General features: G+C 67.2%; 18 protein-coding genes. 7 read left to right on the top strand and 11 right to left on the bottom strand.

From position 1 onward, the window contains the following. Positions 1–173: 173 nt before the first annotated feature. Positions 174–1,283 (bottom strand): TIGR03364 family FAD-dependent oxidoreductase, encoded by a 1,110-nt coding sequence (locus FM113_RS02815; protein ID WP_217895940.1) that lies wholly within the window; start codon positions 1,281–1,283, stop codon positions 174–176. Next, positions 1,280–1,984 (bottom strand): phosphonatase-like hydrolase, encoded by a 705-nt coding sequence (locus FM113_RS02820; RefSeq protein ID WP_087011300.1) that lies wholly within the window; start codon positions 1,982–1,984, stop codon positions 1,280–1,282. The genes FM113_RS02815 and FM113_RS02820 overlap by 4 nt, the downstream gene beginning before the upstream one ends. A 208-nt stretch (positions 1,985–2,192) precedes the next feature. Here FM113_RS02820 and FM113_RS02825 point away from each other — a divergent pair, with 208 nt between their 5' ends. Beyond that, a complete protein-coding gene (locus FM113_RS02825) occupies positions 2,193–2,441 on the top strand; it encodes a hypothetical protein (RefSeq protein WP_087011302.1) in 249 nt (82 codons plus the stop codon). Here FM113_RS02825 and nucS read toward each other — a convergent pair whose 3' ends face one another. From nucS to FM113_RS02840, 3 genes are all read right to left on the bottom strand, one after another. Further along, entirely contained in the window at positions 2,442–3,134 is a 693-nt protein-coding gene (nucS, locus tag FM113_RS02830) for an endonuclease NucS (RefSeq protein WP_087011304.1), read from the bottom strand. Positions 3,135–3,231: 97 nt separating this feature from the next. Beyond that, positions 3,232–4,542, bottom strand: a complete 1,311-nt coding sequence (locus tag FM113_RS02835; protein WP_087011306.1) for an MFS transporter — start codon at positions 4,540–4,542, stop codon at positions 3,232–3,234. A gap of 83 nt (positions 4,543–4,625) precedes the next feature. Then, entirely contained in the window at positions 4,626–6,014 is a 1,389-nt protein-coding gene (locus FM113_RS02840; RefSeq protein ID WP_087011308.1) for an MATE family efflux transporter, read from the bottom strand. A 137-nt stretch (positions 6,015–6,151) separates the two neighbouring features. Between FM113_RS02840 and FM113_RS02845 the strand changes: the two genes are divergently transcribed. Then, positions 6,152–8,128, top strand: coding sequence for a M13 family metallopeptidase (locus FM113_RS02845; protein ID WP_087011310.1), 1,977 nt, complete (start codon positions 6,152–6,154; stop codon positions 8,126–8,128). A gap of 21 nt (positions 8,129–8,149) precedes the next feature. Here the strand turns inward: FM113_RS02845 and FM113_RS02850 are convergent, their stop codons facing one another. Together FM113_RS02850 and FM113_RS02855 are read right to left on the bottom strand one after the other, a co-directional pair. After that, positions 8,150–9,139 carry a hypothetical protein gene (locus FM113_RS02850; RefSeq protein ID WP_140393271.1) on the bottom strand — a complete coding sequence of 330 codons (990 nt, stop codon included), beginning with the start codon at positions 9,137–9,139 and terminating at the stop codon, positions 8,150–8,152. Between the two features lie 9 nt (positions 9,140–9,148). Then, positions 9,149–9,793, bottom strand: a complete 645-nt coding sequence (locus FM113_RS02855) for an NAD(P)H-dependent oxidoreductase (protein ID WP_087011327.1) — start codon at positions 9,791–9,793, stop codon at positions 9,149–9,151. 65 nt (positions 9,794–9,858) lie between these two features. Here FM113_RS02855 and FM113_RS02860 point away from each other — a divergent pair, with 65 nt between their 5' ends. After that, positions 9,859–10,443 carry a TetR/AcrR family transcriptional regulator gene (locus FM113_RS02860; protein ID WP_087011329.1) on the top strand — a complete coding sequence of 195 codons (585 nt, stop codon included), beginning with the start codon at positions 9,859–9,861 and terminating at the stop codon, positions 10,441–10,443. Between the two features lie 15 nt (positions 10,444–10,458). Here the strand turns inward: FM113_RS02860 and FM113_RS02865 are convergent, their stop codons facing one another. After that, positions 10,459–11,400, bottom strand: coding sequence for a rhodanese-related sulfurtransferase (locus tag FM113_RS02865; RefSeq protein WP_176387058.1), 942 nt, complete (start codon positions 11,398–11,400; stop codon positions 10,459–10,461). Positions 11,401–11,570: 170 nt separating this feature from the next. On the opposite strand from FM113_RS02865, the gene FM113_RS02870 reads away from it, so the two are divergent. Then, positions 11,571–12,422 carry a TipAS antibiotic-recognition domain-containing protein gene (locus FM113_RS02870; protein ID WP_087011315.1) on the top strand — a complete coding sequence of 284 codons (852 nt, stop codon included), beginning with the start codon at positions 11,571–11,573 and terminating at the stop codon, positions 12,420–12,422. Here FM113_RS02870 and FM113_RS02875 read toward each other — a convergent pair. Continuing rightward, entirely contained in the window at positions 12,419–13,198 is a 780-nt protein-coding gene (locus tag FM113_RS02875) for a FadR/GntR family transcriptional regulator (protein WP_087011331.1), read from the bottom strand. The two genes, FM113_RS02870 and FM113_RS02875, sit on opposite strands and share 4 nt — an antisense overlap. A gap of 176 nt (positions 13,199–13,374) precedes the next feature. Between FM113_RS02875 and FM113_RS02880 the strand changes: the two genes are divergently transcribed. Further along, positions 13,375–13,944, top strand: a complete 570-nt coding sequence (locus FM113_RS02880) for a YbhB/YbcL family Raf kinase inhibitor-like protein (protein ID WP_087011317.1) — start codon at positions 13,375–13,377, stop codon at positions 13,942–13,944. Between the two features lie 34 nt (positions 13,945–13,978). On the opposite strand, the gene FM113_RS02885 is transcribed toward FM113_RS02880, so the two are convergent. Beyond that, complete coding sequence (locus FM113_RS02885) at positions 13,979–15,547, bottom strand: SpaH/EbpB family LPXTG-anchored major pilin (protein WP_176387059.1); 1,569 nt, start codon at positions 15,545–15,547, stop codon at positions 13,979–13,981. Positions 15,548–15,811: 264 nt separating this feature from the next. Then, complete coding sequence (locus FM113_RS02890; RefSeq protein WP_087011319.1) at positions 15,812–16,309, bottom strand: Lrp/AsnC family transcriptional regulator; 498 nt, start codon at positions 16,307–16,309, stop codon at positions 15,812–15,814. Between the two features lie 177 nt (positions 16,310–16,486). Here FM113_RS02890 and hisC point away from each other — a divergent pair, with 177 nt between their 5' ends. Together hisC and FM113_RS02900 are read left to right on the top strand one after the other, a co-directional pair. Beyond that, the gene (hisC, locus tag FM113_RS02895; protein WP_087011321.1) at positions 16,487–17,584 is read left to right on the top strand and encodes a histidinol-phosphate transaminase; all 1,098 of its coding nucleotides are present in this window, start codon (positions 16,487–16,489) and stop codon (positions 17,582–17,584) included. A gap of 279 nt (positions 17,585–17,863) precedes the next feature. Further along, entirely contained in the window at positions 17,864–18,877 is a 1,014-nt protein-coding gene (locus FM113_RS02900; protein ID WP_087011323.1) for an ABC transporter substrate-binding protein, read from the top strand. Positions 18,878–18,967 lie beyond the last annotated feature (90 nt).

Raw genomic sequence — 18,967 nt, forward strand, 5'->3', positions numbered from 1 at the left:
AGTTTCAGCGGTGTCTGTTGCACATGCTCGAAACCAATGCCCCGGCGGGGAGCGGCGTCGAGGGGCGGGGAATAGCGTCGAGTGGAGCGGAGCAGAAAGCGGCGGGGAAGGGCTGCGGATCCTGCGCGGCACCGGAAATGCTGTGCAGCGCAGGATCCGCCACCGGACGGGGATTACATTCGATCGAGGACGGACTCTGCGAAGCCCATGCCTGTGCTCATGCCGGTGCCGTTGGTGACACAGGCGACAAACACGCCGGGGTGCGGCTCGCGCACGTAGAAGTCCTCGGCCGCCGCGGACGCGTACTCACCGTGCCAGCGTCGGCGCACCGTGAGCGGCGCACCGAGCAGTTGTGCGAACTCGCGCAGCAGGAGCGTGTCCAGAGACTCGTCCTTGAACGGGTCATGCGTGTGCGCGTAGGCGTGTGTGTCGCCGATCACGAGCCGCCCGTTCGGGCGCTGCGACATCTTGACGTTCACGAACGCCTCGAGCAGCTCCGGGGTGTCACGCTGCATCCGCTCCCGGATGCTGGCGGCCTCCGGGTGCTGCGAGAGCCCGCCGTAGCGCATTACCGCGGTGCCGGTGAGGATCACCGGATCGAAGTGGCTGCCCGCCGGGGCATTGGTTTCGAGCATGTGCAACAGACACCGCTGAAACTCCCCCTCGTCAGCGAGCTCCGGGAAGAGGAGATCCAGGTCGTGTCCGGTTGCCACGACGACCTGCGTGGCGGGTACGTCGCCACGGCTCGTGCGCACGAGCCCTGGTTCCACACCGGTGACGTTGGTGCGGAATCGGAACTCCACCCCTGCCTCCGCGAGGTGTGCGGCAAGCGCCGGGATCGCCTCGGGTGAGTTGATCCGCAGGTCGTTGCCGCAGTACGCCGAGCCCAACAGGCGCGGATCCTGAATTGATGCGCGCTCGCGGGTCTGATCCGGCGTGAGTAGCTCCACAGCGTCGCCACGGAGCTCGGCAAAGCGATGCAGGAGCGCCCACTCATCCTCGGCCCGCGCCACGATCATGGTGCCCGCGGGGCGGATCCAGAACCCGGCGCGCTCCGCGAAGCGGAGCCAGTGGCCCCGCCCCGCGGTCGCGTACGCGAGTCCCTCGCCCTCCTGCGTCGTGATCCCGACGTGGCCGAAATTGCGGATCGAGGCACCCACGGGGCGATCCGTGCGCTCGATCACGACCACGCTGAGCCCGCGTTCTTGCGCGAGCGCCGCGTGGGCGAGCCCGATCACGCCGGCGCCGACGACCGCGAGATCGAAGGTGCGGGGCGGGATCACTGTGCGGGCTGGATCGCGGGCACGCCGAGCAGCTCGGGCAGATCCCGCACATCGCACACGTGGGTGTGCGGGAAGGTTGCGAGGTGCTCCGCACTCTGTGCGCCGGTGCTCACAGCCACAACATACTTGGCACCCGCGTTCATGCCCGCTGCGAGATCCAGCTCGGTGTCGCCCGCAGCGAGGACCTCGGCGGGATCGGTGACACCCGAGCGCTGCATGGCGACCTGGATGAGCTCCGGTGCGGGGCGGCCCGTGGAGACGTCATCGGAGGTGATCGCGAAGTCGACGGTGTCGGTGGCCTCGGGGCCGACGGTCCAGCCGAGCTCATCGAGAATCATCTGGGTCACGCCACGGTCGAAACCAGTGGTCAGCGAGACCTGCATGCCCGCGGCACGCATGCGGCGGATCGCGTCGACAACGCCGGGGAGCTCGACGGGCGGGTTCTCGCGGTAGCTCTGCTCCAGCTTGCTGCGGAACTCGAGGAAGAGGCGTTCGACCTCGGCGGGGTCGGCCTCGCCGCGGAACTTGTTCAGGAAACCGGCGATCGCCTCGGCCTTGTTGGCGCCCAGCGCGGGGCGCAGATCCTCGTCGGAGATCGTGACGGACAGCGCCTCCTCAACAACCGACTTCAGGGTGTCGTACACCGCACCGCGCTCGTTGACGGTGGTGCCGGCGACGTCCAGAGTAATGAGGGAAACCATGCAGGGGTGCTACTTTCTTCGGAGGGTCAGAGCCCGGTCATGTCGAGCCGAGTCCCACGCTATGCACGCTGTGTCTCCGGGCGGCGACCGGGACGGAAACGATGCGTGAACGCCCGAAGAAAAGCGGGTGTGCGGCCGCGGGATTCCGCGGGAGTAGGCGAGTGGCGGGGAAGAAGTTCGCCGGGCCACCACACGGGGGAGGACAGCAATGCCGATTCGCGAGTCGAATGAGTTCGGTGCGCAGCACTCGCGCTTTGACGCGTCTGCAGCGGAAGAGACGCTGCGCGAACTCGACGCGCAGTACGCGGCCGGCCAGATCGAGGCGCACGCCTACTTCGAGAAGAAGCAGTCTCTGGTGCGCCTGTTCCTGAAGGCCACCACGAATCCTCGTCGCAGACGCCGCGAAGAAGACTATGGCGGCGAGAACTTCGGCGGGGAGCGTTCTGCTGGGGAGTGATCAGAACAGGGTGTTCTGATCCTCCATGCCGCGCATCGCGTCGTAGTCGAGCACGAGACAGCGGATCCCGCGATCCTCCGCGAGTGTGCGGGCCTGCGGCTTGATCTCTTGCGCCGCGAAGACGCCCTGCACGGGGGCGAGCTTCGGGTCGCGGTTCATGAGTTCCAGGTACCGGGTGAGCTGCTCGACACCGTCGATCCCCCCTCGGCGCTTGATTTCGATCGCGACCGATCCGCCACTCGCATCCTTCGCGAGAATGTCGACCGGGCCGATGGCGGTCATGTATTCGCGTCGCACGAGCGTATGGCCCTCACCGGCGATTTCGATCTGTTCAGCGAGGAGTTCCTGGAGGTGCGCTTCCACGCCGTCTTTGATGAGGCCAGGGTCGACGCCGAGGTCGTGGGAGCTGTCGTGGAAAAACTCGAAGATCGACACGATCAGCTTGTCGGCAGTCTTCTTGTGCGTCACCTGCCACGCTTCGACGATGCCTGCGGCCTCCTGCTCGGCCTCGAGTTCGACCGGCGCGAGGGAACACGGGGGGCTCATCCAGTTCAGCGGTTTGTAGGAGCCGCCGTCAGAGTGGACAAGGATGCTGCCGTCGTTCTTGAGCATGAGCACACGCTTGGCCCGGGGCAGGTGGGCCGAGAGCCGGCCGGCATAGTCGACAGAGCAGTCAGCAACAACGATTCGCACCCGCCGTAGTTTACTCGGACTTGCCCCGCAGTGGGTGGGAACCTGATCGGGCGGCGCGGCCCGGCGGTGTGTGGCATGCGCCGGATCCGGCAACAACCTATCGAGCGCGCTGCGGTTCGCGTGCCGTTGCGGCGAAGATAAACGCGATCACCGCGAACACGACAAGGGGCCAGAATGCCTGCAGCAGGCCAAAATGCTCGCCGAGGAACCCGATCAGCATCGGGCCAAGCAGGTACGCGGTATACGCGATAGCGGAGACTGCGGCGACGTCCCGAGTGGCTGTCGCGGGATTGTCGGCCGCCGCCGAAATCCCGACAGGGAAGCCAAACGCGCAGCCAATGCCCCACAGCACGGCAGCGGCAACGCTGGCCCACGAAGCGGGCACCAGAATCATGGTGACCACGCCGAGGATCACGAGCAGCGCCCCGCCGCGTAACACGACCACGCGGCCCAGGCGCGTGAGCAGCCAGGAGCCCGCGATGCGGGTGAGCGTCATTGACACGAAAAACGCTCCGAGCGTGAGCGTGGCAGCGGTGTTCGTGAAGCCACGGCCGTCGGCAAGTGCGAGGGGGAGCCAGTCGCTCGCGGTGCCCTCGGCGAGGCTCATGCTCATCGCGATGAGGCCGATGATCAGGATTCGCGGATCCCGCCACGGCGTGTAGGGGCGCGGCGCAGGTGCTGGCGCTGGTGCGGCGGGTGGGGCACCCGGCCCACCGGGCACGGGCGGCCCGGGCATCGCGGACTCGGGATGGACCACGATCGGGATCGGGCCGGTGTGCACGCTCGAGTGCAGCAGCGGTTCAGGCTCGCTGTCCTGCGCGGTGTTGGGCACCATACGCAGTGCGAGGAGGACGCCAACAACGAGGCACACGAACAGCACTCCGAGGTGGACTGGCACCGAAATGTGGAGGGCCTCGGCGAGGGCCCCCAGCCCCATTGAGCTGACGCTTCCGAGGCTGTACGCGGCGTGGAACAGCGGCATGCGGGGCTTGTCGAGGGCTCGCTCCGCGGCGGCACCGCTGACGTTCATCGCGACATCCGAGGTCGCAAACGTGATGCCAAAAAGAATGAGGCAGATGACTGCGGGGACAACCGCGCCGGCCCAGAACAGCAGTGCTGCCGCGGGCATTGCGATCGCCTGGCCGATGATGCCGACCGCGAGCGTACGCTGCGGGCCCAGCCAGGTGACCGTGCGGCCAGAAAAGATCAACCCGGTGAGCGACCCGAGCGCGAGCATGAGGCCGAACACGCTCATCTCCAGGGTGCTCGCCCCCAGGTGATCCCGCACGGCTGGAAGGCGACTCAACCAACTCCCAAACCCGGTGCCGAGGAGCGCGAAAACGATGATGATGCCGGCGGTCCAGCGGCGGGCGGCGCGCAAGCGTAACGCGGCGTCAGGGGTGGTCATCAGATGAGTCTAGGGCCGTCGCGGGCGCTGGGATTGCGGGAGGCCCGGAAGTGAGGCGCTACCCCCGAGTATTCACGCGACGTTCACGCCCCGAGTCGCACCCAGCGTTCACTCCGGGCGCGGAGCCCCAGGGTGATGGCGCGGGCGAGCATGAACACAATCGTGAATCCCGCCGTGAGCGCGATGAGCGCCGGGGCGCCGCTCGGGGCAAGCTGAGTGAGCAGCCACAGGATTGGCAGGTACACAGCAAGGTTCACCATGCTTGTCCACGCCAGGTAGCGCGCGTCCCCGGCCCCCATGAGCACGCCGTCGAGCACAAACACGAGCCCGCCGAGTGGGAGCGAGATTCCGAGCACCAACAGCGCGGGTGGCAGGATCTCGAGCACCGCGGCTTCCCCGGTGAACACCCGGCCGAGCACCGGACTTGTGGCGGCGAGGAGCCCGCCGATCACGGCCCCGCAGACGATGCCCCAGAACACGCTGCGTCGCGTGATGAGGCGGGCGCGGCGGGCGTTGCTCGCGCCGAGGGCGTCGCCGATCAGGGCCTGCGCGGCGATCGCCAGTGCGTCCAGCGCGAACGCAGCTGTCGAGAAAATCGTGAAGACGATCTGATAGCCCGCGGTCGCGGCGGTGCCGTGGCTGGTTGCCGCAAACACAGTCGAGAGCAGCGCGGCGCGCAGCCCGAGCGTGCGGATGAACAGCCACCCGCCGCTGCGGCCGGCGTGCGCCAGCCCGTCACGGTGCGGTAGGAAGCCCGCCCCAGCCCGGCGCGCATGCCGGACGATCACGATCAGGTACACGGCGACCATGCCCCACTGCGCAATGACCGTACCCCAGGCGCTGCCCGCGATCCCGAACCCGAGCCCCCGGATGAACCACACATTGAGGATCGCGTTGATTGCGAAGCCGATTGTCGCGACTGCCAGGGGAGTGCGGGTGTCCTGCAGCCCGCGCAGCAGCCCGCTCGCGGCGAACACAACAAGCATCGCCGGGATCCCCAGGCAGGAGACGGTGAGGTAGATCCGGGCCTGCTCCGCGGCATCGGGCGCGACGCCGAACGCCGCGATGAGCGGCCCGCTGAGAAGCCAGATCGCGACGCCTACGATGGCCCCGATCCCCAGCGCAAGCCACAGGCCGTCCACCCCGGCTTGCACGGCCCCACGCAGATCCCCGGCCCCGCGGCGGCGGGCCACAAGTGGGGTGGTCGAGTAGGCGAGGAACACCATGAGCCCCACAGCGGTCTGCAGGATCGCGCCCGCAACGGCGAGCCCGGCGAGCGGTGCCATCCCCAGGTGCCCCACGAGCGCCGAGTCCACGAGGAGGAAGAGCGGCTCCGCGACAAGCGCGCCGAGGGCGGGGATCGCCAGATTCGCGATCCCGCGGTCGATCCGGCGGCGCTCCGTGCGAGCGCTCGCCGCCGCGTCTCGTGACTCGGGTCGCGGAACCGGGGAACTGGCGGACTGCTCGGGCATGAGGACTACCGTAGCGGCTGCTTGCGGGACAGTCGTGCCTGATCCGGCCAAACATTTCACCGCATCTCTGGCCGGGGCTGCGAGGCGCGTGTGCGAACCCAAAGGGCAACGTCAGGGGTCCCGACTAGTCTGGACGCATGAGCAACGTAGCGCCTGCCTCCGGCATCGACCTCAATGAACTCGATCCTGCCGTCCGCCCCCAAGACGACCTGTACCGGCACGTCAACGGGAAGTGGATTGAACGCACGGAAATCCCGGGCGACAAGGCGCGCTACGGTTCCTTTGCGGTACTCGCGGAGAACGCCGAAGAGGCGGTCCGGGACATCATTACCGGCACCGACGCCCCCGCACCCGGTGCCCCCGCAGCTGCTGAGGCTGACAAGGTTGCCGCGCTGTACGCGAGTTTCATGGACGTGGCGCGCGTCGACGAACTCGGTGCCCAGCCCATCGCGGACGAGATCGAGCGCACCCTTGCGCTCCGCACGACCGAGGACCTGATCGCGCACGTGGCGCGGCTGGAGCGCCGCGGCCTTGGCGGCTTCTTTGGAATGTTCGTTGACAATGACCCGGGGGATCCGGCGCGCTACGTCGTCTTCGTGATGCAGGGTGGCCTCGGCTTGCCAGACGAGTCGTACTACCGCGAAGAGCAGTTCGCCGACATCCGTGCCCAGTACCAGGCGCACATCGCGCGCATGCTGGGCCTCGCAGGGGTCGCTGACGCGGAGCGTCTGGCTGAGCTGAGCTACGACCTGGAGAGCCGGATCGCCGCATCACACTGGGACAAGGTCGCGAGCCGAGACATCCAGAAGCTCTACAACCTCCGCACGTTCGCGGAGCTCGGGGAGATCACCCCGAAGCTCGACTGGTCTGCATACCTGGAGGCAATGGGCGCCCCGTCGGCTGCGTTCGCCGAGGTCGTTGCCGCGCAGCCCGAGGCGCTGACCGGGCTCTCGGAACTGCTTGTCGAGGACGAACTTGAGGCCTGGAAGGCGTGGACGATCTGGGGGATCGTGCGCAGTTCTGCGGCGCTGCTCTCCCAGGAAATCTCCCGAGCCAACTTCGACTTCTACGGCACCGCGCTCACGGGGGCGACGGAGCAGCGGGATCGCTGGCGACGCGGGGTCTCCTTCGTTGAGGGCGCGATGGGCGAGGCCGTGGGTCGGATCTACGTGGAACGGCACTTCGACGAGGACGCCAAGGCCGCGATGGATGGCCTGGTCGAGCACCTGATTGAGGCGTATCGTGATTCGATCGAGAAGCTCGAATGGATGGGCGCAGACACCCGCACTCGCGCGCTCGACAAACTTGACCGTTTCACCCCCAAGATCGGGTACCCGGTGAAGTGGCGCGACTACTCCGCGCTCACCGCCGACTCGGGAGACCTGTTCGGCAACGCACGCAGCGTATCCGAGGTCGAGTTCCTGCGCGAGCTCGGCAAGGTCGGCAAGCCGATCGATCGCGACGAGTGGTTCATGACCCCGCAGACTGTCAACGCGTACTACAACCCGGGCTTTAACGAGATCGTGTTCCCCGCGGCGATCCTGCAGCCTCCGTTCTTCGATAAGAACGTCGACGGGGCCGCGAACTTCGGCGCCATCGGAGCGGTCATCGGGCACGAGATCGGCCACGGTTTCGACGATCAGGGCTCCCGCTACGACGGCGAGGGGCGCCTCACCGACTGGTGGACCGAGTCGGATCGCGCCGCGTTCGAGAAACTGACGAGCGCGCTCATCGGCCAGTACAACGAGCTCTCGCCCGAGGGTGCCGACGGCCAGAAGGTCAACGGCGAGCTGACAATCGGCGAGAACATTGGTGACCTGTCCGGGCTTGAAATCGCGTGGAAGGCGTATCTGCGCTCCCTCGCGGGGGCCGAATCGCCCGTCATCGACGGGCTGACGGGCGCGGAGCGGTTCTTCCTCTCCTGGGCCCAGGCCTGGCAGCAGAAGTCTCGCCCCGAGGAAACTGTGCGTCTGCTCACCATCGACCCCCACTCGCCCAACGAGTTCCGGTGCAACCAGATCCTGCGCAACCTTGCCCCGTTCCACGAGGCCTACGGTACGCAGCCCGGTGACGCACTCTGGCTCGACCCGGAGGAGCGTGTGAGCATCTGGTAAGGCGTTGCGTGGAGCCCCGGGCTAGTCCCGGGGCTCGGCGCGCAGGGCCTGTTGCTCGGCTTTCTTGTTGGAGCGAACGGCCTGCTGCTGACCGCGCACGGCCTTGCGCGCGATGCGATCCTCTTTCCGCGCGCCGGAACGCTCACGCAGGGTGGGCTTCGCGGCAGTTTCGGCTCGGAGCAGGGCCAGCTCGTCCGGCAGCGCATGTGGTGCGGGGCCGAAGGCGGTGCGAGAACGCGCCACGACGCGCCGCGCCATCACGTAGTTGCCGGAGCCACCGAGCACGGCGCCGATGCCGTATGGCATGACCTTGCTGATCACCGAGGCGCCGCCCGCGCGGGCCGCTTTCCGGATAAACAGGTCCTTCAGCTGGCCGACGAGCGGGCCGACAAGTTGCCGCGGCATCGAAGAGGAAACAAGTTCGCCCCAGAACGAAGACCGCGAGGTGCCGCCGGACGCCTGCTGTGTGATCTGACGGAGCAAACTCAGCCCCTCGTCGCCGAGCAGCAGCGTCAGGACCAGGATCCTGGCGCGGTCGGGATCACGCAGCGCGACGCCGTGGAGTTCCGCGAGCGAGTGGGCGTAGAGCGCGGTTGCCTCAAGGAAGCCGACGGTCTCAGCGCTCGCGATTCCGAGCGCCGCAACGGTGCCGATGCCCGGGACCGCGGCCGCGGCCCCCACGCCGCTGCCGCCCGCGGTAACCGCTGCGAGGTATCGGCGCTCGAGCGAGCGGGCCAGGAGCGCGGGAGACATGTGCGGGTTGCGGGCACCGACCCGGCGCAGGTGCGCGAGCACAAGTGGGCGCTGGATCGCGAGCACCCGGTCGACGGCCCGGTCGAGCAGCGTGAGCCGCACGCGTTGCTCGGGCGTCGCGCTGTTCCACTCGACGAGTTGGGTGTCGGGGGCGGGGAAGACAACGTCCGCGGGCGCGCCCGTCACGGGCACCGGGGTCTCGGGTGGGAGCCACCGGTAGGCGGGTTCTGGCGCGCGCCCTTCGGGTTCTACGTTCACATCTGCAGACTAAACGACCTCGCTGAGTGCAGGAACCGGTGATCGCTGAGAGCGTGGGCCCGCGGGGCGCTGAGTGGGGTGGGAGGCGTCGCGGCGGCCGTCGGCCGCGGCGATGTGTGCGGTGCGCTCGATCCAGCGGGCGATCCGGCGATCGCTCGCGGTGCCCACGCCGAGAAGGCGGTGGACTCGGAACGGACGCACTCCGACGAAGCGGAGGGTGTGCCGCGCTACCTGGCCGGCCGCCGCGTTGCCGGTGAAGGGAAGCGCAACCGCCGGGGTGTCGGCGAGCATGAAGAAGCGGCCCGAACGCCCGCTCAGGAGTCCGATCGGGAGGCCGAGTTTCGACATGCGATACTCGTCGCCGGGGAGGAGCGCGCGGTCGAAGAATCCCTTGAGGAGTGCGGGGACTCCGCCCCACCACATCGGTGCCACCACGACGATCCGGGCTGCCGCGTGGAGTGCCGCGCGAGCCTCCGCGAGGTCGGGTTCGACGGGGATGCGCTGGCGATAACCGAAGCGCATGTGGGGGTCGAAGTCGAGATCCCGGAGGGCCAGGAGACGCGCGTCACCGTGCGCCTCGGCATAACCGCGCGCGAGCGCCGCAGAGAGGGAATCGGGATTGGGGTGGCCGTCGATCACGAGCGCAGCGGGCACGAGGAATCCTATCTTGACAGTGTCAACCAGTGTGGACAGTGTCAAGATAGGGGACAATGTTGCTCATGTCAAGTTCTCGGGATTCCTACCATCACGGTCGCTTGGCGGATGCGTTAGAAGAGGCCGCGCTCCACTTACTGGAGCAGATGCCTGCCGCCGAGATCAGCCTCCGTGAGGTTGCCCGCGCAGCAAACGTGAGCCACAACGCGCCCTACCACCACTTCACCGACAGGCTCGGACTCTTGAAGGCGCTCGCGGAGCGAAGCATGGACGATCTCACCGCGGCGGTCGAGCACGCGATTGACGGTGCCGGATCAGAGGTCGACGCGCGCCTCCGGGCGGGCGGTGCTGCCTACATCGGCTTCGCGGTCGCGCACCCGCACGCCTTCAACGTTGTCTACGATCCGCTCGTGTGCGTGCCGACGCAGCCGAGCGAGACGATGGCCCCGCGAATTGAGCGCCTTGAGCGGGTGCTTGCCGAGACTGTCGCCGCCACGGGCTTGGTCGACGACGCGGAGGTCCGCGCACTGTGGGGCCTGGTGCACGGCCTCGGGATGCTCTGCGCGGCTGGGCACTTCACCGAGCCAGACGCGCTCCGCGCGAGCGACGCCGCGATCACCCGGATGCTCGCGGGCCTCCCGCGGGAGTAGCGCGCCGGGCGCGGGCTACGCCGCGACGGGTGCGTGCGCCGGGCAGTGTGCGTCGGTGTGCGTTGCGCAGGCCACGAAGCGGGTGCGGCAGTCCGGATCGGCGCAGTTCGCGAGGTCGGTCGTGTGCGCGCCGCAGACCGTACAGGTGCCAAGCTGCGCGGCACCGGGAGCGAACTCCATCGCTTCGCGCCCGTCGAAGACCGCAAGTGACCCTTCCCACAGGCCGTCATTGCCGAACGCCTCGCCGTAGCGGACGATGCCGCCGTCGATCTGGTAGACCTCGCCGAAGCCGCGCTCGATCATCGCGGCGGAGAGGATCTCGCAGCGAATCCCACCCGTGCAGTACGTCACGACGGGTCGGCCTTTCAGCTCGTCGAAGGCACCGCTTTCGATCTGGGTGATGAAGTCGTGGGTGGTGCGGGTGTCCGGCACGACGGCACCCTTGAAGCGTCCGATTTCCGCCTCCCAGGCGTTGCGTCCGTCGAAGAATACGACGTCGTCGCCGCGCTCGGCGACAAGTTCGTTCACCGCGGCGGGGGAGAGATGCGTGCCGCCGCCGACGATCCCGTCCGCGTCGACGCGGGTCTCCTCGGGAATGCCGAAAGCGACGAGCTCGTCGCGCACCTTGACGCTGAGCTTGGGGAAGTCGGCGGAGCGCCTCCACGGCGCGCTGCGGTCGACGCCGTGCAGCATTGTCGGCGCGGTCTCGGTGAAGCCGGAGCCCTCGCTCCACTTCACCTCGAGGCCAGCGAACGGTGTGTACTCGCGCGTACGTCGCGCGTACTGCTTGCAGGCGTCAAGCTCGCCGCCGACGGTGCCGTTGATGCCATGAGGGGAGATGATGATGCGCCCGCGCAGCCCGAGGGACTCGCAGAGCTGCTGCTGCCACAGGCGCACGGCCTCGGGGTCGGCAACTGGGGCGAACACGTAGTAGAGCAGGATCTTGGCGTCAGACACGTCTCCCATGGTACGCGCCACGGCTGGGTGAGGCGTTGGTGAACACCGGGCGGGTGTACGGTGCGGGATCCGACGCTTGACATTGACGTAACGTCAACTCTTACGGTGAAGGTATTCACACAACCGTGAGCGGTGCCGCCCGGCACACTCGCAGAGCGCACGGAGGACACATGGAGCGATCTATCCAAGAGGTGGCGCGCGCAGCGGGGACAACCTCCCGAACACTGCGGCACTACGACAGTGTGGGGATCCTGCAGCCGAGCCGGATCGGAAGCAACGGCTATCGCTACTACGACGAGCGGGCGCTGGTGCGCCTGCAGCGCGTGCTGTTGCTGCGGGAACTGGGCTTGGGGCTCGACGCTATTGCGGACGTCTTAGCCGCACAGGACGCGCAGCTGGGCAGCGCCGAGGCCCCCGAACTCGCGGAGGCACGGATCCTGTCCTCCCATCTCGAACTCCTGCGGCGTGAGCGTGGCCGGATCACCGAGCAGATCGGCTCCGTCGAACGGACGATCGCGGCGCTTCGCCAGGCGCGCGCTGACCAGTCCACCGCACCCACTTCACCCGCCTCACTCACCGAAAGGGACCTGATGTCCGAAAACATGTTTGCAGGATTTGATCACACCGAGCACCGGGAGGAGGTCGCGCGGCGCTGGGGCAACGACGCGGCTCAGCGCAGCAGCGCCTGGTGGGGCGGCCTCGGCGAGACTGACCGGATGTCCTGGATGGGGCAGGTGGCCGAGCTGAACCGGGCCTGGATCGAGGCCGCAGAACGCGGCGTTGATCCCGCAGCAGCAGAGGCCGAGCAGCTTGCCGAGCGGCACATCGACTGGCTACGTGGAGTACCGGGAACGCCCGCGAACGACCCGGCGGGCGACCTCGCGGGCTACGTCACGGGACTCGCGAACATGTATGTCCTCGACGAACGCTTCGCCGCGAACTATGGCGGGCCTCACGGTGCAATGTTCGTGCGTGACGCGCTCCTCAGCTACGTCACACACAGGCTCGACGGTGGTCGCTAGACCTGCGCCTTCTCCTGCGCTTCACGGGCCGTATCGATGCGCTGCTGCTGCTCAGGCGTGCGGGAGAGTGGCGGCACGACCTCGTGCTGGTCGTTCACGATCACGACGTCGTGGTCCACGTGATCCACCATCGCGTGGACCGCGTCGATGAAGTCGCGGCGACGGATCGCGTCCAGCACCCGGGCGTGGTCGCGTTCCATCTCGGCGCCGGTCGCGACGTTTGCCAGCCGCCCGCGGTGCTCCGGGGTGCGGAGGCGGTCGTTGATGCCGGCGTAGAGCGCGGCGAGCAGCCGGTTCTTTGCCGCGTCGAACACGAGGCGGTGGAACTTGCTGTCGAACGCAGAATCGCCGCCTTCAGCAAAGCCGAGCACGGGGCAGCGTGTGCATCCGATCTCCTCGGTGGCCGCGAGTTCGAGCGCGAGCACGTCCTCGTCGGTTCGGTGGATCGCGGCCTGCTGCGCGGCCTCAATCTCGAGGGCGCGGCGGTAGCTCAGGATCTCTTCCAGCGTGAAGTCCGTGAGGAATTCGTTGAGGAGCGTGCTTGTCGGGGCGGCCGAGCGGACAAACGTGCCGCGGCCCGGCAGTGTCTCGATCATGCCGATGCTTGCGAGCGATCGCACAGCCTCGCGCACCGTGGAACGCCCCACCCCGGTCTGCTCCGCGAGCTCGGGCTCGATCGGGATCCTGCTCCCCACCGGCCACTCGCCGGTCGTGATCTTGCGGCGCAGATACGCGAGGGTCGCTCGGGCTCGTTCTGAACCTGTCGTCACAGCCATGTTCACCCCGGATCTCGTGCGGCGCAGGCGCGCCACTCATCAGGGCCCAGTATAGCGGCCGTACCCCTGGCTGCCCGGGGCGCGACCTCGTATGCTGAGGCGCAGACGGCGCCGCGTGAGCGGCCACGCCGCGCCGGGGTGGACTCCCACGGCGCACGAGCAGGCAGGAGCGTGTGATGACGCAGGCACCGCAGGGGCGCGGGGCGATCAACCCGTACGCCCAGATGCGCCAGGTTCCAGGGTTCACCCTCACAAGTGGGGACATCCAGGACGGTGAACCCCTCCCCGCGGAGTTGTACGGGAGTCAGGCCGGAGGGGCGAACCGGTCGCCCCAACTGAGCTGGTCAGGGTTCCCCGCCGAGACGCGCAGTTTTGCGGTGACGTGCTTTGACCCAGATGCGCCCACGGGGTCAGGCTTCTGGCATTGGGCGGTCACGAACATCCCCGCCTCGGTGACGCAGCTCGCCGCGGGGGCGGGGGCGTCAGCCGGTGCGCCGGGTAGTGAGTTGCTTCCCGACGGCGCACTCACCCTCCCGAACGAGCGTCGCGAGCCCGCCTTCCGCGGGGCGTCTCCGCCCGAGGGGACCGGCGTGCACCACTACTGGTTTGTGGTGCACGCGCTGAACGTGCCCCGGATCGAGATCGACCCAGAGGCAACGCCCGCGATCCTCGGTTTCCTGATGCGGGAAGCGGTGGTGGCCCGCGCGATCATTGTGGCAACCGGGGAATTCGGGCAGGCAGACTAGTCACTCTGGCCAAGGGCGCATGGGTGGTCACGCGCTACCCGCGAGATGCAGTGCGATGACGAGCAATGATGAGCACCCCAGATCCGAGCACAAGCGCGGCACCACCGACACCAAGGAAGATATTCCCCGCGGCACCGGTTTCGGGCAACGGTGGCATGTCGCCAGCGATGATGTCCACACGGAAGAGCTCAACCTCGGTTGTGCCGTCGGGGCCTGTGACGACGTGCAGGTACGGTCCGGTCACGCCTTTGTATCCCTGCGGCATGATGTCGATATAGCCGCAGTAGGGCCCCTCGAGGAGGCCGAGGTCGGCGATCCCGGCTATCCAACTGATCCCGGTTGTGTCTGAGAGATTGTCCTCGGGGGCAGGTCCGAGGAATCCATCATCCCAGTCCGGGTGGCTAAGCATCTCTGCAGGGCTTGCCGGGCAGCTTGTGGCCGTACGGTCCGGGTGCATATAGGTCTGGATGCCGGCACCGGCTACGGGGAGGCGTGCGCCTGTTTGGGGATCCTTCACGAACACTTCATAGTGCTGTCCAGGGTAGGACCAACCCGGTCCGGGGGTCTCGACCCCGGAGCCACTACCTGAGCGGTGGGCGCGCTGGTTGACGCTGGCGGAGCCGTTGATCTTGACGAGCGCGGTGTTCGCGTTGTTCGAGGTCACCGCCTGTGTCCCGAAGCGCAAGACGAGCTTTCCCTCAATGTTGGCATCGAGCTTTGCCAGCCCGGACGGAGACAGGGTGAGCACGAGCTTCGTCTTCGACGTGTTGAGATCCCCGGTGAGGGTGTAATCAGCCTGCGTGAGGGGTACCGCGCTGCCTGTTGAGCTCGTGAGCTTGACCGTCGCGGCACGGGCGTAGGTGAGATCTGGAGAGAGCTGGTCTTCGATAATGAACTCTGAGTAGGTCTCGCCCTGCGGGAGCGGCTTGATGGGAACGGTGATTGTGTAATACACGACGCCAAATTGCGCGGCACTGGTTTTCGTTGCGCCGCTGCCGACGATGACGTTCTTCGGGTAGATGTGCGGATGCGAGTTCCAGGTCCCGGCCTGAGTTCCCGGGTAGGGGACCGTGACAATCGCGGGGGCCGCGACCTTGAGCGCCCCATCGGGGGACGCGCTCTCAAAAAGAACGTAGGCACGATCGGCGGCAAGACCCGCAAAGGTCGTTGTTCCATCGTTCGCTTGGGTCAGCTGCTCGGCCCCGCACGTGAGGGGGAGTTGCGTGCCGCTCTCAGTGACGATCGGCGGGAGAGCCGGATTGGGCGCTGCAGTGACGACCAGATTCTTCAGGCGGAGCCAGTCAGTCTGCGTCGCGAGATCGATGCCTCCGATCGTGCAGCTGCGGAAGCCCGCGACAAGCGGGTTGACGGACTGGCCACTGAGATCCAGCTCCGTGCCGTCGTTCGGACCGAGCGGGGCGGATGTCTGCTCGTGCTTATGGACGGTGATGCTCCCGGTCCCGCCGTCCCCGGGGGCTGCAAACGCGGGGGCAGCGAACCCGGGAGCGGCAATGATACCGAAGGCACCGAGCGCACCAGCGGTCAGCGCGGTGGTGCCCAGAAGTGCGAGTGTTCTCAAAGTGGTGCGGGCCAGACGTGACACGGTCATTCCTTTCGACTGCGGCGGAGCCGAGCGAGGGAAATGCCGTGCGCTCGGGCGCACAGGCGTCGGGAACGGACCGTGGATTCGCGGAGTGAGGCCACCACCCTTGCTGTGCGTCTGCTGTCTTTGAGGAAAGCGCAGCGCGGTGGCGACGCGCGGGCTCGAGCGCGAAACGCAGTGGTGGGCCGCGGGGAATTGGGTGGTCACGGACCGGCGGGCGGGCCAGAAGTCGTTGCCGCGCGGGATTCTCCGTGGATTTTCTGGCTACTGCGTGGGCTTTCGAGGCGCCTCATCCGCGAGCACAGTGCTGCGCACCAGGGGCAGAGTGCGATTCTTGAAGTGGCTCTCTAGGGCCAGACGCGTCGAGGCCCGCGCCACGCCCTCGGTGTGGGAGATCCGGTCGAGCACTCGCTGCAGGTCGCGCGTGGAACGCGACACGATTGTGGCCATCATGTCGTAGTCGCCGGTGATCGTGTGGAGTTCCAGGACCTCGGGGATCTGGGCGAGTCCCTCGGCAACGCGCTGGTGGCCGACCGACTGTTGGATCTGAATCGTGCAAAAGGTGCGGAGTGGATAGCCGAGCGCTGCAAGATCAATGCTGGGCGCCTCGGAAGCGATGACCCCGGTGCGCCGCAGCCGGTCGAGCCGCCCCTGCGCGGTAGCGCGGGCCACGCCCAGCCGGCGCGCGCACTCAACGACCGAAATTCCCGCGTTTTCGCTGATGAGTGTGAGAAGCCGGACGTCTAACTGGTCGATGCTCATGATCCTCCTCGAACATGCATCCTGTACTGCGAACCTCCGGCAATGCTATACGAACTGAGCAGATTGTCGGAACCGGATTGTACGGTTTGACGAGGTGGCCTCGACGTCTCTAGAGTGACGCAGGTCAGCCGGCTGTGTGCGATGCTCGCGTGCGGCCCCACACAACAAGGAGTGCGCATGTCGAAGGCGACGCAAACGTTTCGTCCGGGTCTCGAGCGAATCGCGGCCTACCGTGCGGGAAAGCCCGCACCGGCGGGCCCGGACGGACGGAGCGTAAAGCTCTCCTCGAACGAGAACCCGTACCCCCCGCTGCCCTCTGTCGTGGCACACCTGACAAATGTGCTGCCTGAGGCGATTAGCCGCTACCCGAGCATCGCCGCCGAGGAACTCACGGGGGCACTCGCACGCCGTTTCGAGGTCTCGCCCGAGAACATCGCCCTTGGCTCCGGATCGGTGGAGGTCGCCGGCCAGCTCATCCACGCGATGACAGCCCCCGGGGATGAGGTCATGTTTGCCTGGCGCTCATTCGAGGCCTACCCGATCCTCGTTCGCGTGGCCGGTGCCGTACCCGTCGAGGTGCCCCTCGATGCGGATGCGCGCCACGATCTGCCCGCGATGGCGGCGGCGATCACGGACCGCACCAGCCTGATCTTCGTGTGCAACCCGAATAACCCGACCGGTACGGTTGTCACCGAAGCCGAGCTTGACGCGTTCATGGCGCAGGTGCCGAGCAACGTACTTGTTGTTGTCGACGAGGCATATGTGCACTTCGACCGCAGCGCGGACTCACCGAGCGGTATCGAGTTCTTCCGCCGCTACCCGAACATCGCGGTGCTGCACACGTTCTCAAAGGCCTACGGGCTGGCCGGGCTTCGCGTTGGGTACGCCATCGCTCCGGAGGAGGTCGCGGAGGCGCTGCGCAAGGTCGCGATCCCGTTCGCAGTGACCCGGCTCGCACAGGAGGCAGCGGTGGCCTCACTCGCGGCCGAGGGTGAGCTGCAGCTCAGAATCGACGAGATGGTTGCCGAGCGCACCCGCCTCACGGCGGCGCTTGTCGCGCAGGGCCTGACCGTCGTGCCCTCCGAGGCGAATTTCGTGTGGTTGCCGCTCGGCGAGGCATCGGCCGATGCAGGGGCGGCATTTGAGCGCCACGGCATCTCGGTGCGTGCGTTCGCCGGAGAAGGCGTGCGCGTCTCCATCGGTGATCCTGCGGAGAACGATGCTGTCGTGGCTGCGGTTGTCGCTGAGGGGATCGGCGCACCCGTCGCAGCGTAGTGGCGCGGCCCGCGGGGGACACCCCGCGGGCCTGAGTCTGGGGTCGGCAGCCCAGTGCACTTCGCACGCATCTCGCGAAGAATCTGCACAAACTGTCTAGTGCAACCGCAAATCGAGTGCTCCCATTGCCCGTTTTGCCTAACCTTCCCTTGTCAGGTTGGTAGTTGGGCGGAAGCTCACTACGATCGAGCAACGGACCCGATGCTTTCGCGGCACCGGAACGCAACACCCTCGGGGAACGATGACCCGAGGAACATCACACTGGAGTGAGGAACACCCATGGCAGGCACACGCTTCCGTCACCGGACGCTCGTCTTCGCAGGTCTCGCCGCATCCGCGGCCCTAGTGCTGAGCGGCTGCACCTCGGGTGCCGGCGGTTCGGACGAGGGTTCGAGCGCCGACTCGGTCACGATCGGGATCAGCCAGTTCGTGCAGCACCCCGCGCTTGACGCGGCGGCCGAAGGCTTCAAGCAGGCCTTTGCTGACGCGGGCTACGTCGAGGGTGAGACGGTGACCTTCGACGAGAAGAACGCAAACGCAGAGGTGGCAACCGCCACGACGATCGCGCAGACCTTCGCGACGAACAAGGTGGACCTGGCGCTCGCGATTGCGACCCCGTCCGCGCAGGCTGCGGCCCAGAACCTGACGGACGTCCCCGTGCTGTTCACGGCCGTCACCGATGCCGTTGCGGCTGACCTTGTGGCCTCCGATGAGAAGCCGGGCGGCAACGTCACCGGCACGAGCGACCTCAGCCCCGTCGCTGAGCAGATCGATCTGATCGCCGAGATCAAGCCTGACGCGAAGAAGATCGGCGTGGTCTACGGCTCCGGCGAGGTGAACTCTCAGGTGCAGGTCGAGCTGGCTCGCGCCGCAGCGAAGAAGCACGGCATGGAGGTCGTTGAGGCCACTGTCACAAACGCGTCCGAGCTCATGCAGGCCACCGAGTCGCTCGGCGATGTCGACGCGATCTACACCCCGAGCGACAACCTCGTCGCCTCGGGCATCGGTGCGATCGTGGGCGTGGCCGAAGACAAGGGCATCCTGGTCATTGGCTCGGACTCCACCCACGTCGACGGCGGTGCTGCGGCAACCGTGGGTATCGACTACACGAAGCTCGGCAAGCAGACGGGCGAGATGGCGATCCGGATCCTGAAGGATGGCGAGGATCCCGCGACAATGCCGGTCGAGACGTCGAAGGACCTTGAACTCACCGTGAACCTGGGCGCTGCGAAGCGCCTCGGTGTCGAACTGCCGGCCGACCTCGTCGACCGCGCCGCGAACGTGGTGAAGTAACCATGATCGGTGCAATCGAACTCGGCCTCATTTATGGCGTGATGGCACTCGGGGTGTATCTCACCTTCCGTGTCCTCAACTTCCCCGACT

It is taken from the genome of Leucobacter sp. 7(1) (genome assembly GCF_900163635.1).
GTDB lineage: Bacteria > Actinomycetota > Actinomycetes > Actinomycetales > Microbacteriaceae > Leucobacter.